Genomic DNA, 14,180 nt, shown 5'->3' on the forward strand with positions numbered 1-14,180 from the left:
AGCGTAACCAAGAGGTGGCTTTCGTTCTTCGGAGGCCGTGGATGGCTAGAGTTGTGACGTGCGCAATTACACGACTGAAACCGAGCCGACACCCGTTGTAAGCCCGTGGGTGGATGAGCTGCTGCCTGGACTCATCGATTTCAGGCGGGACCTGCACGCGCACCCTGAACTCTCCTTCAAGGAATTCCGCACCACCGACAAACTCGTGGAGCGGCTCGAAGCTGCCGGCTTGCAGCCGCGCCGCCTTGACGGAACCGGACTGACGGTTGACGTGGGCGAAGGTCCTATTGCCACTGCACTGCGTGGTGACATCGACGCCTTGCCCATCATCGAGGAAACGGGTCTGCCGTTCGCTTCGAAGAACCACGGCGTCACCCATGCCTGCGGGCATGACGTCCACACCACCACCATGCTCGGCATTGCCTTGGTGCTGCAGCGGATGCACAAGAACACCCCGCTGGGCGGAACTGTCCGCATCATCTTCCAGCCGGCCGAGGAGACCATGCCGGGCGGTGCTTTGTCCTGCATCGAGCAGGGCGTGCTGGAGGGCGTTCCCCGGATCCTTGCGTTGCACTGCGATCCCAGGATCAACGTCGGCAAGATCGGCACCCGGATCGGGGCCATCACCTCGGCGTCGGACACCATCAAGATCGAGCTCACGGGCCGCGGAGGCCACACGTCCAGGCCGCACCTGACGGAAGACCTGGTCTTTGCCCTGGCGCAAATTGCGGTCAACGTACCCGCAGTGCTCTCCCGTCGCGTGGATGTCCGCAGCGGAGTGTCAGTGGTGTGGGGCCAGATCTCGGCAGGTTCCGCACCCAACGCCATCCCGGGCACTGGCTACATGGCGGGCACCATGCGTTGCCTTGACCGCGATGCCTGGCACAGTGCCGGGGAGTTGCTGGACGACGTCGTGAAGCAGGTTGCCGCTCCTTACGGCGTGGACGTGCACTTGGAGCACACCCGCGGCGTTCCTCCCGTGGTCAACTCGGAGCACGAGACGGCCCTCATTGAAGCGGCGGCGCGGGCCGAACTCGGTGAGCACGCCGTCGTCCTGACGCCCCAGTCCATGGGTGGCGAAGACTTTGCATGGTTCCTCGCCGACCTCCCGGGCGCCATGATGCGGCTCGGCACACACACGCCCGGCGGCGAGGAATATGATCTCCATCGTGGCGACTTCATTGTGGATGAACGCGCCCTTGGCTACGCCATTCGTGTCCTGACGGCGGCCGCGCTCCGCACCATCCGGGACCTCCAGGAGTAAACCCAACTAAGTCGCAGTTAAGCCCGTTTTGAGCTCTCAAAACGCGCTTAACTGCGACTCAGTTGGGTGCCAGTACCGCTAGATGAGTTGTGCACAATTGAATTGTGCACTATCGTTTTATTCATGAGTGATGCACCCCGCCTCCGCCATCAGGTCTGCTTTGCGTTGTATTCAGCGTCCAAGGCCGCGACGGCGGTCTACCGCCCCGTGCTGGACGAGTTGGGCCTTACCTATCCGCAGTACCTGGTGATGCTGGTCCTGTGGGAGCAGGAACCGCGCAGCGTCCGTGAACTTGGCGCCGAACTCGGGCTCGACTCCGGCACGTTGTCGCCCCTCCTGAAGCGCCTTGAGGCGCTGGGTCTCGTAGAGCGCCACCGTTCCGTCGAGGACGAACGTCGGGTGGATGTTGTCCTGACCGACGCCGGCAGGGAGTTGAGCACGCGCGCCCAGGCTGTCCCCAAGCGTCTCGCGGAGGCCGCCGGCCTGTCCCCGGACGAGATTGGGCAACTGCATGCGACGCTCTGCAAACTCACTGCGGCACTGCAGAAGTCACTCTGAGAATTTTTCCAAGCCACACAAGCCCACTGATTTCCAAGAGAAAAGGAAGATTCGTGAAGACTCTTTACACTGCCGAGGCTTTGGCCTCCGGCGAAGGCCGCGATGGCAACGCCCGCACCAACGACGGCAAACTCGACGTCGCCCTCGCCAGCCCGGTCGAGCTTGGCGGCAACGGCCAGGGCACCAATCCCGAGCAGTTGTTCGCCGCCGGCTACGCGGCATGCTTCCACTCCGCACTGCGCCTGGTGGGCCGCAAGGAACGCGTTGACCTCAGCGATTCCGCCGTTGCCGCCAAGGTCCACTTCGGTGCACTCACTGACCGCGAGGGTTACGGCCTGGCCGCCGAGCTTGAGATCGCCCTGCCCGCCTTGGATCGTGATACCGCGGAGGAACTGATGGCCAAAGCACACCAGATCTGTCCCTATTCCAACGCCACCCGCGGCAACATGGCCGTTGACCTCAAGCTCGTGGAGTTTGCAGCATGAGCACTGCAACAACCGTCCTGCCGACGGAAACCCGGGAAATTCAGCTCTCCTCGCGTCCCGTCGGCCGCCCAACGTCGGAGAACTTCCGTCTGGCCGCCTCCGTGCTGCCGGACCTTCAGGACGGGCAGATCCTGGTCCGGAACCAGTTCATGTCCGTAGATCCCTATATGCGCGGACGGATGAATGACGTCAAGTCCTACTCTGCGCCGTTCCGCCTGGACGCAGCGCTCGACGGCGGTGCGGTAGGCGAGGTGATAGCGTCCAGGTCCGATGCGCACAGGGTGGGTGACGTCGTCGTGCATCAACTGGGGTGGCGTGAGCACGCGGTGGTCGACGCGGCTGCGACAACCCCGGTTCCAAGCGGCTTGGCACCTACGTCGGCGTTCCTTGGCGCTTTGGGAATGACGGGCCTGACGGCATACGCGGGCCTGCTCAAGGTGGCCGAGTTCAAAGAAGGCGACGTCGTCTTCGTGTCCGGGGCGGCCGGCGCTGTGGGATCCATGGTGGGCCAGATTGCCAAGGCGTCCGGAGCCAGCAAGGTGATCGGCAGCGCCGGATCGGCGGACAAGGTTGCCAGGCTCCTGGAGCTCGGATTTGACGCAGCCTTCAACTACAACGATGGTCCCGTACTTGAGCAGTTGCGTGAAGCTGCGGGGGAGCGCGGCATCGATGTCTACTTCGACAACGTCGGCGGCGAACACCTTGAAGCCGCCCTGGCTACGCTGACTGTGGGCGGGCGCGTTGCCATGTGCGGTGCCATTGCCCAATACAACTCCACCGAACCGCCGGTTGCGCCCAGGAACCTCGCGCTGGCGATCGGCAAGCAGCTGACCCTGCGTGGATTCCTGGTGGGCGGACAGCGCCAGCACGCCGCAGAGTTCGCTGGAAAGATGGCCGGTTGGCTCGCGGACGGAACGATTCGCTACGACGAGACGATCGTGGATGGGCTGGAGAATGCGCCGCAGGCGTTCATTGACCTGCTGGACGGCGCCAACACCGGAAAGATGCTTGTCCGACTGTGATGTAGGCGTGGGCCGGGTGTGACTTGCACACCCGGCTACTGCTTGGTAACAAAAAGTCAACGATCTGCCCTTGAGGACTGAATTGTGCTACCTGCGTGTGGTCCACGCCACTAGTGTTGGGGGTATCAAGGCGCTTCGGCGCAGTGCTGCGAACTTCAGTGAAAACAGAATTTCTGCCTCGGGTATTCGAAACGGACACTCATTGACCATCCGTCGTAGCGCGACTCACTTTCTTCCTGGAGGAAAATTGAAGAACCCACTGCGTGCCACCCTTAAGCGCGGTTCAATGGCCGGCATTGCAACTGCAGGTGCGGCCGCCCTCATGCTCAGCGGTTGCGGACAAGCTCCAAGCGCTGGTTCCGGCGCTCCCACCAAGAGCGACTACATCGGCTGCATCGTGTCCGACTCCGGCGGATTCGATGACCAGTCCTTCAACCAGTCCTCGTTCGAAGGCCTGCAGAAGTCCGAAAAGGACCTCGGCATCACCATGAAGTCGGCTGAGTCCAAGGCCAACAGCGACTACGAGACCAACCTCAATGGCATGATCTCCGCAGGCTGCAATATGACCTTTACGGTGGGCTTCCTCCTCGGCGATGCCACCAAGGCTGCCGCGGAGAAGAACCCGGACAAACACTTCGCAATCATCGACTACTCGTACACGACCCCCGTCGCGAACGTGAAGCCCGTGGTCTACGACACCGCGCAGGCCGCTTACCTGGCTGGCTACGCGGCTGCCTCAGCAACAAAGACCGGCAAGGTGGGTACCTTCGGCGGCATCAAGCTTCCCACGGTCACCATCTTCATGGACGGCTTCTATGACGGCGTCCAGGCCTACAACAAGGCCAAGGGCAAGTCCGTCCAGGTGGTCGGCTGGGACAAGACCAGCCAGGATGGCTCGTTCACGGGCGACTTCGAGAAGCAGGACACCGGCAAGCAGATCACCAAGAACCTCCTGGACCAGGGCGCGGACATTATCATGCCCGTAGCGGGCCCTGTGGGCAAGGGTGCAGGTGCAGCTCTGAAGGAAGCCAAGGCAGCCGGCAAGGACGTCAAGCTCATCTGGGTTGACTCCGATGGCTACCTCACCGCCCCTGAGTACAAGGACCTCATGCTGACCTCCGTGGTCAAGCAGATGGGTCAAGCGGTGGAAAACGTGGTGAAGGACGACAAGGATGGCAAGTTCAGCAACGAAGCCTACGTTGGCACCCTGGCCAATGAGGGCGTAGCCATCGCCCCGTTCCACGATCTCGATTCGGCAATTTCCGCGGACACCAAATCCGAGCTCGACAAGCTGAAGGCGGACATCGTGTCCGGCAAGCTGGTTGTTGAATCGGCGGCAAGCCCTAAGAAGTAAAACAATTCCTGGACGCGCCGCCAGTACCGAGTGCCGGTACTGGCGGCTCGTTTTTTGCCCTGGCCAGCGCCTATCTTGCGGGCCCTCCCAAGAATAGGCTTCTGCTCAAAGCCAATGGCTTGGAGCAGTACGGCCGTCCCTCGGACTCAAAGAACGGTGGGAGTTGTGAAACTCGAATTGAAGGGGATCTCGAAAGCCTTCGGGACCTTCTACGCCAACCAAGACATCGACCTCGTGGTCGAACCGGGCCAGATCCATTGCCTCCTCGGCGAAAATGGCGCCGGAAAATCAACCCTCATGAACGTGCTGTACGGACTCTACGAACCGACGGCCGGGCAAATCCTTGTTGATGACAAGCTCGTTAACTTCCGCGGCCCCGGCGACGCCATGGCCGCCGGTATCGGCATGGTGCACCAGCACTTCATGCTGGTTCCTGTCTTCACAGTGGCCGAAAATGTGGCCCTCGGGGCTGAGCCAACGTCCTTCGGCGGGGTCCTCAGCATTGACGAAACCCGAAAGAAAATCCGGGACATATCGCAGAAGTACGGCTTCCACGTCGACCCCGACGCCCTGGTGGAGGACCTGCCAGTCGGCGTCCAGCAGCGCGTCGAGATCATCAAGGCCCTGGTCCGCGAGGCCAAAGTGCTCATCCTGGATGAACCCACGGCAGTCCTCACGCCCCAGGAAACCGATGAACTCCTGGATATCATGCGTCAGCTCAAGGCAGGCGGCACATCCATCGTGTTCATTTCACACAAGCTGCGCGAAGTGAAGGCCGTCTCTGACGTCATCACGGTAATCCGCCGCGGCAGAGTAGTAGGGGATGCCCCTCCCACCGCACTGGCCTCCGAACTTGCCTCCATGATGGTGGGCCGTCCGGTCAGCCTGACCTTGGACAAGGCAACCGCGCAGCCTAAGGAAACAACGTTCGTAGTGAAGGACCTGACAGTCCGGGCCCCCAATGGCACCAACGTGGTGGACGGCATCAGCTTCGACATCGCCCAAGGCGAGATCCTCGCCGTCGCAGGTGTCCAAGGCAACGGCCAGACCGAGCTGACGGAAGCAATCCTCGGTATCCAGCCGCACGTCACGGGATCCGTGACGCTGGATGGCAAGCAGCTCCTGGGCCTGCCGGTCAAGGACGTGCTGCGCTCCGGCGTCGGCTTTGTCCCGGAAGACCGCACAGTGGACGGCCTGGTGGGTCCCTTCTCTGTTGCCGAGAACCTGGTGCTGGACCTTTACGACCAAGCACCGTTTACCAGCGGTATCAGCATGAAGCCCTCCAAGGTTGCAGAAAATGCCGAAGCCAAGATCCAGGAGTTCGATATCAGGACGCCCTCCGCGGGAGCTGCGGCCGGAACCCTCTCCGGCGGCAACCAGCAAAAAGTGGTCATGGCGCGTGAGCTCTCCAGGCCCTTGCGGCTTTTCATCGCAAGCCAGCCCACGCGTGGCGTGGATGTCGGCTCCATCGAATTCCTCCACAAACGCATCGTTGCCGAACGGGACGTGGGAACGCCGGTGATGATCATCTCCACGGAACTCGATGAAGTGATCGAACTCGCGGACAGGATCGCCGTGCTTTACAAGGGGAAGCTCGTGGGTATTGTCCCTGCGGGGACTCCCCGAGACACCCTTGGCCTGATGATGGCCGGCGTCGGCCCGGAAGGAGGCTCCCATGACGAGTAAGGACCAGACCCCCAGCAAGGACCAGACCCCCAGTAACGACCAGACCCCCAGTAAGAACCAGACTCCCGAAGAATCCGCCGCGGAAGTACGCGCGGCGGACGTCGCACTGGACACGGCCGGCGGCACGCTGGAACCGTCGATCGTTCCTGTGTCATCGCAGAGCGGGGACACCGGCCACCACGAAGGCAGCACAATGCGCAGGATCGTCATGGGCAACGGCTTCGTGTCCGTCCTGGCGGTCATCGTGGCACTGTTCCTGGGCGGTTTGCTGATTGCAAGTACGGACAAGACAGTTGCCGAGACCGCGGGTTATTTCTTCGCACGGCCGACCGATTTCCTGCTGGCGCTCTGGAATGCCATGACCAAGAGCTACGTCGCATTGTTCCAGGGCTCGGTATTCAACCCCCGCCAAGGACTCATGCCGCTGCTTGAAACTATGACGGTGGCCACGCCCCTGATTTGCGCTGGCCTGGGCGTTGCCCTGGCCTTCCGCGCCGGCCTGTTCAACATCGGTGCCCAGGGGCAGATCATCATCAGCGCCACGTTGGCGGCCTATGTGGGCTTTACCTGGCATTTGCCGTTCGGGCTCCACCTGCTGCTCGTCATCATCATGGGCGTGCTCGGCGGCGCCGCATGGGGTGCGATCGTTGGGGTCCTCAAAGCCAGGACAGGTGCGCACGAGGTCATCGTGACTATCATGCTCAACTACGTCGCGCTGTTCCTCCTGGACTTCCTGTTGAACACCGCTGCCTTCCGGCGCCCGGGGGATAACAGCCCCATCTCGCCGCGGCTGGACGAGACGGCTGCCTACCCGGTGATCATTCCGGGTTCCCGACTCCACCTGGGCTTCCTGGTGGCGGTGTTACTGACTTACGGCGTGTGGTGGATGTTGAACCGGTCCACCATTGGCTTTGAGTTCCGGGCTGTCGGAGCCAACCCTGTGGCCGCACGAACAGCAGGGGTCAAGGTACCCCGGGCCACCATCCTGGTGATGGCCTTTGCCGGCGCGCTCGCAGCCTTTGGCGGAGTTGCCCAGGTAGCGGGTACGGAAAAGGTGCTGACCGGCGGCATTGCAGCGCAGATCGGCTTCGATGCCATCACGGTTGCGCTGCTTGGCCGAAGCACTCCGTGGGGCACGTTCTTCGCGGGCCTCCTGTTTGGTGCATTCCGGGCTGGTGCAGTCCAGATGCAGATCCAAACGGGCACGCCGATCGACATCGTGTTGGTGGTCCAATCACTGATCGTCCTGTTCATCGCAGCACCGCCACTGATCAGGTCGATCTTCCGGCTTGAGCCCAAGAAGAAGAACAAGACACCGAAGGCCGCCCGGAAAGCTGCCCTTGCCAACGCCGCTGGAGGTGCCAAGTGAGCGCAACATCCACCGCCCCCATGGCGGGAGCAACAGCACTGCCTGGACTTCGCCCATCGTTGAAGGTCCCTGTTTCGCTTGGCGTCCTGGCACTCATAGCGCTGATCTTCTTCGGCCTCATGGGTCCGGATCAGACTGCGGAGATGAAGATCAGTGATCCAGGCGACGCTTTCGCGGTACCGGCGCTGATGATTCCCGGGCAAGTAGGTGGCATTGTCCTGGCCATCCTGCTCCTGGCCATGGCGGGTTACTCCATCTTCCTGTGGACACGGGGGGAGCGCTCGCCGAAGTGGTTGCCCATCGCCTTCGCCGTGGTGTTCGTCTTCGCCCTGCTGGTTTGGATTGTTGCCGGTGCACGCCAGCCGTCCATCTCCCTCGCCGGCCTGGTTGCGGGTTCTGTGACGTTGGCAGTTCCCCTGGTGTTTGGTTCCCTCTCCGGCGTCTTGTGTGAGCGCGTGGGGGTGGTGAACATCGCCATCGAAGGCCAGCTGCTCGGAGGTGCCTTCACCGCCGCTTTGGTTGCCACGGTGACTGGCAGCCCCTATGTCGGCCTGATCGCTGCCGCAGCAGCTGGTGCCGTAGTGTCCATGGTTTTGGCGGTCTTCAGCATCAAATACCTCGTCAACCAGATCATTGTGGGCGTTGTCTTGAATGTGCTGGTCTCCGGCCTCACGGGCTTCCTGTTCGGCACCGTCATGGTTCCCAACAAGGAGCAGTTCAACACCCCTGGCCGCCTGGATATCCTGCCGATTCCATTCCTTTCGGATATTCCCATCATTGGGCCGATCCTGTTTGAGCAATCCATCGCGGGCTACCTCATGTACGTGGCTGTAGCCGTCGTCTGGTTCGGCCTGTTCAAGACCCGTTGGGGCTTGCGCGTCCGCGCTGTCGGCGAGCACCCGCAGGCTGCGGACACCCTTGGCATCAACGTCAACGCCACCCGGTTCTGGAACGTGACGCTTGGTGGTGCCATCGCCGGCATCGGTGGTGCCGTGTTCACCCTGGTGACCATCGACTCCTTCACCAAGGAAATCTCCGGCGGCCGTGGCTTCATCGCCTTGGCGGCCCTGATCTTTGGACGGTGGAATCCGATCGGTGCCTTCCTCGCCTCGCTGCTGTTCGGCTTTGCGTACAACCTGCAATCGATTCTGGGCATCATTGGTACCCCTGTGCCAAGCCAGTTCATGGCCATGCTGCCGTACCTGGTGACCATCTTCGCCGTCGCAGGTTTGGTGGGCAGGTCGCGGCCACCTGCCGCAAGCGGCATACCGTACGTGAAGGGTTGACGATGACGACTCTTCACGAAAGGCGCGTCGATTGGCATGCACTGGAAGAAGCTGCAGTACAGGCCATGGAACGGGCCTATGCCCCGTATTCCAAGTTCCCGGTGGGCGCTGCGGCGCTCACCGAGGATGGCAGGATCGTTAGCGGCTGCAATGTGGAGAATGCCAGCTATGGTCTGACCCTCTGCGCTGAATGCGCCTTGGTGGGACAACTACACATGACCGGCGGGGGCAGGATCGCGGCTTTCTACTGCGTCGATGGCCAAGGGAACGTCCTCATGCCATGCGGGCGCTGCCGTCAGCTGCTCTTCGAGTTCCGGGCGCCCGGCATGCAGCTCATGACAACGCAGGGAATCAAATCCATGGACCAAGTGTTGCCTGACGCCTTTGGTCCCGAAAACCTGGAGGAAACCACGTGAGAAGCACTGAAGCCTTCGACGCCGTTCAGATCATCTCCATCAAACGCGACAAAGGCACGCTGACACCGGAACAGATCGACTGGACGATCGACGCCTATACACGCGGTGTTATCGCCGAGGAGCAGATGGCGGCTTTGAACATGGCGATCCTGCTCAACGGCATGAACCGTGAGGAAATCTCGCGCTGGACTTCGGCGATGATCGCCTCCGGGGAGCGGATGGACTTCTCGTCGCTGACAACGCCCGACGGCGGCCGGAAGCCTACCAGCGACAAACACTCTACCGGTGGGGTGGGGGATAAGATCACGCTCCCGTTGGCCCCGCTGGTGGCGGTCTTTGGGGTGGCTGTTCCGCAGCTTTCAGGCCGTGGACTCGGCCACACTGGTGGCACCTTGGACAAGCTCGAAGCGATTCCCGGGTGGCGCGCGAACTTGAGCAATGAGGAGATCATGGCGCAGCTCCAGGACGTCGGAGCGGTCATTTGTGCTGCCGGATCCGGTCTGGCGCCGGCTGACAAGAAGCTCTACGCCCTGCGCGATGTCACGGGAACCGTCGAAGCGATCCCGCTGATTGCATCCTCGATCATGAGTAAGAAGATCGCAGAAGGCACCGGCTCGTTGGTACTGGACGTGAAGGTGGGTTCCGGTGCCTTCATGAAGGACGAGGCACGGGCGCGGGAGCTGGCGGAGACCATGGTGGCCTTGGGGAAGGACGCGGGCGTTCACACCGTGGCTTTGATGACCGATATGTCCACGCCGCTGGGCCTGACAGCAGGCAACGCCATCGAGGTGGAGGAATCGGTGGAGGTCCTTGCGGGCGGCGGTCCGGAAGACGTCGTCGAGCTGACTGTCCGTTTGGCCGAGGAGATGCTGGCCGGTGCCGGCATTCACGACGCCGATCCCGCGGCTGCCCTCAAGGATGGGCGCGCCATGGATGTCTGGAACCGGATGATCCAAGCACAGGGCGGTGATCCGCGCGCGGCGTTGCCGGTGGCCAAGGAATCCGAGGTGGTCTACGCGCCGGCTGATGGCGTCCTGGTGGAGCTGGATGCCCTGTCCGTGGGCGTTACGGCATGGCGCCTCGGAGCTGGCCGCGCCCGCAAGGAGGACAAGGTCCAGGCCGGAGCCGGTGTGCGCCTTCATGCCAAACCGGGCGCATTGGTCCGGGCCGGCGAACCGTTGATGACGCTCCTGACCGATACTCCTGAGAAGTTTGAGCGGGCCAAGGAAGCGCTACAGGACGCCGTGGTGATTGCACCGGAGGGCTCACGACCAGCCCATCAGTTGATCATCGACAGGATCGCCTAGGCTTAGATCCCGTGCAGGCCATCAACGATTTCATCCTCGCCGCGGCCCAGCAGCCGTGGGTGTTGTTCCTGGTTTTGGCCTGCTGCCTGATCGATGGCTTCTTCCCACCCATTCCCAGCGAGTCCGTGGTGGTGGGCTTGAGTGCTGTCTCCGGCAGCGGAGGCTCACCCAACGTGTGGCTGCTCGCGGTCGTGGCAGCACTTGGCGCTTTCTCAGGCGACAATATTGCCTACCTGATAGGACACAGGATCGGGATCCAGCGTTGGCGTTGGATGCGAACCCAGCGTATGCAAGGAGCCTTCCGCTGGGCTGGGAAGGAACTTCGACGGAGGTCAGCCTCACTCATCATGGTGGCGCGCTTCATTCCCATCGGTCGGGTGGCGGTGAACCTGACGGCCGGTGCCACGCACTTTAACCACCGCCGCTTTATTGGGCTGACCGCAATGTCGGCCATCCTGTGGGCCAGCTATTCGGTGGTCCTGGGATACTTCTTTGGGGTCTGGTTCGAGCACAACCATCTATTGGGCGCAGTGATTGCGATTGTGGTGGCGGTGATCCTGGGCATCATCATCGACCGCATCATCAGCAAGGTCCGGGGATCGGTCCCGCTGGACCGTAAGAACATCGCTGAAGGCACAAATATCGCCGAGGAAGAAGCGCCGCCTCCACCCACGGTATGACGTGAACGACGCCGGGAGATCAGTCTGGCGGCTGACGACGGAACGCGTAGTCCACGCGTACCGTTAAGTGTGTGATCCCGAGGCTGGGGCGTAGCGAACGACGTCCCGGCCATGGGACACTAAGAGCGACTTCCGTCACAGTGTCAAGTCATATTCGCCTAGGAGCTACCGCCGCGTGGAGTTTTTGAACCAAATGCTCGAGCATGCAGCTGGGCAGCCTTGGATTTACCCGGTCCTTCTGGTCTTTTTCTTCATTGACGGATTCGCCACCATCCTTCCCAGCGAAACAGCCATCGTTGGCCTCTCGGCACTGTCCCTCCACAACGGTGAACCCAACCTGTGGATCCTCGGTGGCACGGCACTGGTGGGCGCTATGGCCGGCGACAACATGGCCTACATGCTGGGCCGCAAGATTGGCTTGAACCGCTGGAAATGGATGCGGCGCCCCAAGGTCCAGAAGATGTTTGCCTGGGCCCAGTATGAGCTGGACAAACGTGGGGCAGTCCTGATCTTCACGGCCCGCTACATTCCCTGGGGACGTGTGGCTGTGAACTACGTTGCCGGACAGACGGGGTTCCGCCACAGGACATTCTTCTTCCTGGATGCCTTTGCCTGCGTCACGTGGGTTTGCTACTCCATCGGCATCGGCATTCTCGCCGGCCAATGGGTGCACAACAACCCGCTGCTTGGCGTGGGCATTGCCGTGGCGTTCGCGGTGATCCTGGGCATTGTTGTGGACCACGTTCTTCGTTGGTGGCACAAGTACCTGGAGAAGAAGGACACGGAGAAGAAGGACCACGCCCGTGAGGCGGCAGCATCTGCGGAGGCACCCAAGGCGGACCCGCAGCGAAACGCTGTCGCCGGCGTCGACCTCTCCAAGCCTGCTGGCTAAGCACCTGCGGTCCCCCTACAGTTAGTACGTGACTGAGCCCATTGTTGATGCCGCCCCTGCCCTCGACTTCGATTTGAAGAGCCTTCCCAAGGTTTCCCTCCACGACCACCTGGACGGAGGACTGCGGCCTGCAACCATCATCGAACTGGCGCAGGCCGTCGGCCACACGCTGCCTTCCACTGATCCGGTTGCCTTGGGCGAATGGTTCCGCGAATCTGCCGACTCCGGTTCGCTGGTGCGGTACCTGGAAACGTTTGACCACACGATTGCCGTGATGCAGACCAAGGAGGGCCTGTTCCGGGTCGCGAAGGAATTCGTGGAAGACCTCGCTGAGGACGGCGTCGTTTACGGTGAAGTACGCTGGGCCCCCGAACAGCACCTGCAAAAGGGCCTGACCCTGGATGAAGTGGTGGAAGCGGTCCAGGATGGCCTCGAAGCCGGCGTGGATGCGGCGGAAGAACGCGGCCAGCAGATTCAGGTGGGGCAACTCATCACTGCAATGCGCCACGCCGACCGCGGCCAGGAAATCGCGGAGCTGGCCGTTCGACACCGCGCCAACGGCGCTGTCGGCTTCGATATTGCAGGCGCCGAAGACGGCTTCCTGCCCTCCCGCTTCAAGGACGCCTTCACCTACCTTGCCGAGAACAACTTCCCGGCCACGGTCCACGCCGGTGAGGCCGCAGGCCTGGACAGCATCCAGTCGGCCCTCGTGGACGGACGCGCCCTCCGGCTTGGGCACGGCGTGCGTATTGCCGAGGACATCACGGTGGAGTTTGAGGACAACTCCGACGACGACGGCGAGGACACCATCGGCATGGTGACACTCGGCGGCGTGGCCGCCTGGGTACGCGACCGCGGAATTCCCCTGGAAATCTGCCCGTCATCGAACCTCCAGACCGGTGCCATCTCCAGCTTCGGCGAAGGCATCGAGAGCCACCCGTTGGACATGCTTTTCCAGCTCGGCTTCAACGTCACCATCAATACGGACAACAGGCTCATGAGCGGTGTCACGCTGACGGACGAGTTCGAGCTCCTGGTGGAAACCTTCGACTACGACCTCGATGATTTGCTCGAGCTGACGCTCAACGCCGCAGAGGCCGCCTTCCTGCCGCTGGACGAGCGTGAAGCTTTGGTCGAGTACATCAACGATGCCTACGCCAACCTCGGCTAACGAGTCGGGGGCCGGGATTACGGAGCTGATCCGGACGATCGCGTCGCTGCGTGATCACTGCCCCTGGATGGGGGCGCTCACGCATGAATCCTTGGTGGAGTACTTGATCGAGGAAGCGTACGAGGTTGTGGACTCGATTGAGGCCGGGGATTCGCCGGCCAGGGACGAGGAGCTCCGCGGCGAGCTGGGCGATGTGCTGCTTCAAGTGGTGCTTCACGCCCGGCTTGCCGAGGAGCGCGGCAGCTTCGACTTTGATGCCGTAACCCGCGGCATCAACGCGAAGATGGTCCGCCGCAATCCACACGTCTTCAAGCCGGACGGTTCGCTGCAGGCCACGTTCCCGGCGACGGTCGAGGAAATCGTCCTGAAGTGGGATGCCGTGAAGCGTTCCGAGAAGCCCGGCCGTGCCGATCCGTTCGAGGGAATTCCACCGCACCTACCCGCCTTGGCAGGGGCGCAAAAGTCCCTGGACCGTGCTGCCCGTGCGGGTCTGTCGATCGACGCCCAAAGCCAGGCAACCGCCGTCGGGCTTCCTGCGGTTCCGGACACCGAAGAGGCGCTCGGTGAGCTGTTGCTCGCCGTCGTTGCCAGTGCCCGGGAGCAAGGGCTCGACGCCGAGCGTGCCCTGCGCGCAGCAGTTCGATCGTTTCAGAACGGGAAGGCCCAGCCTTCATGACGTGAGGAGTTTGA

General features: G+C 62.2%; 14 protein-coding genes. All 14 read left to right on the plus strand.

What is annotated here, in order from left to right:
• Positions 1-58: 58 nt before the first annotated feature.
• The 14 genes from LDN90_RS05995 (at position 59) to LDN90_RS06060 (ending at position 14,166) form a co-directional block, all read left to right on the plus strand.
• Positions 59-1,264, plus strand: a complete 1,206-nt coding sequence (locus LDN90_RS05995; RefSeq protein ID WP_223948346.1) for an amidohydrolase — start codon at positions 59-61, stop codon at positions 1,262-1,264.
• A 123-nt stretch (positions 1,265-1,387) separates the two neighbouring features.
• The gene (locus tag LDN90_RS06000) at positions 1,388-1,822 is read left to right on the plus strand and encodes a MarR family transcriptional regulator (RefSeq protein ID WP_223948347.1); all 435 of its coding nucleotides are present in this window, start codon (positions 1,388-1,390) and stop codon (positions 1,820-1,822) included.
• Positions 1,823-1,875: 53 nt separating this feature from the next.
• A complete protein-coding gene (locus tag LDN90_RS06005) occupies positions 1,876-2,307 on the plus strand; it encodes an organic hydroperoxide resistance protein (RefSeq protein ID WP_216924886.1) in 432 nt (143 codons plus the stop codon).
• Positions 2,304-3,329: an NADP-dependent oxidoreductase gene (locus LDN90_RS06010; RefSeq protein WP_223948348.1), complete on the plus strand. Its 1,026-nt coding sequence runs from the start codon at positions 2,304-2,306 to the stop codon at positions 3,327-3,329. Before LDN90_RS06005 ends, LDN90_RS06010 begins: the two co-directional genes overlap by 4 nt.
• 286 nt (positions 3,330-3,615) lie before the next feature.
• Entirely contained in the window at positions 3,616-4,683 is a 1,068-nt protein-coding gene (locus LDN90_RS06015) for a BMP family ABC transporter substrate-binding protein (RefSeq protein WP_223949249.1), read from the plus strand.
• A gap of 165 nt (positions 4,684-4,848) precedes the next feature.
• Complete coding sequence (locus LDN90_RS06020; RefSeq protein ID WP_223948349.1) at positions 4,849-6,369, plus strand: ABC transporter ATP-binding protein; 1,521 nt, start codon at positions 4,849-4,851, stop codon at positions 6,367-6,369.
• On the plus strand, positions 6,359-7,738 hold the full coding sequence (locus LDN90_RS06025) for an ABC transporter permease (protein ID WP_223948350.1): 1,380 nt from the start codon (positions 6,359-6,361) through the stop codon (positions 7,736-7,738). Before LDN90_RS06020 ends, LDN90_RS06025 begins: the two co-directional genes overlap by 11 nt.
• 20 nt (positions 7,739-7,758) lie before the next feature.
• The gene (locus LDN90_RS06030) at positions 7,759-9,024 is read left to right on the plus strand and encodes an ABC transporter permease (RefSeq protein WP_223949250.1); all 1,266 of its coding nucleotides are present in this window, start codon (positions 7,759-7,761) and stop codon (positions 9,022-9,024) included.
• Between the two features lie 2 nt (positions 9,025-9,026).
• Positions 9,027-9,440 (plus strand): cytidine deaminase, encoded by a 414-nt coding sequence (locus tag LDN90_RS06035; RefSeq protein ID WP_216924891.1) that lies wholly within the window; start codon positions 9,027-9,029, stop codon positions 9,438-9,440.
• Positions 9,437-10,747 (plus strand): thymidine phosphorylase, encoded by a 1,311-nt coding sequence (locus LDN90_RS06040; protein ID WP_223948351.1) that lies wholly within the window; start codon positions 9,437-9,439, stop codon positions 10,745-10,747. Before LDN90_RS06035 ends, LDN90_RS06040 begins: the two co-directional genes overlap by 4 nt.
• A gap of 11 nt (positions 10,748-10,758) precedes the next feature.
• Positions 10,759-11,427, plus strand: coding sequence for a DedA family protein (locus tag LDN90_RS06045; protein ID WP_216924893.1), 669 nt, complete (start codon positions 10,759-10,761; stop codon positions 11,425-11,427).
• Between the two features lie 175 nt (positions 11,428-11,602).
• Positions 11,603-12,319, plus strand: coding sequence for a DedA family protein (locus LDN90_RS06050; RefSeq protein ID WP_223948352.1), 717 nt, complete (start codon positions 11,603-11,605; stop codon positions 12,317-12,319).
• 28 nt (positions 12,320-12,347) lie between these two features.
• Complete coding sequence (locus LDN90_RS06055; protein WP_223948353.1) at positions 12,348-13,490, plus strand: adenosine deaminase; 1,143 nt, start codon at positions 12,348-12,350, stop codon at positions 13,488-13,490.
• Positions 13,468-14,166, plus strand: coding sequence for a MazG nucleotide pyrophosphohydrolase domain-containing protein (locus LDN90_RS06060; protein ID WP_223948354.1), 699 nt, complete (start codon positions 13,468-13,470; stop codon positions 14,164-14,166). Before LDN90_RS06055 ends, LDN90_RS06060 begins: the two co-directional genes overlap by 23 nt.
• The last annotated feature ends 14 nt before the right edge of the window (positions 14,167-14,180 follow it).

This window comes from Arthrobacter sp. NtRootA1 (assembly GCF_019976975.1).
Lineage (GTDB): Bacteria > Actinomycetota > Actinomycetes > Actinomycetales > Micrococcaceae > Arthrobacter > Arthrobacter aromaticivorans.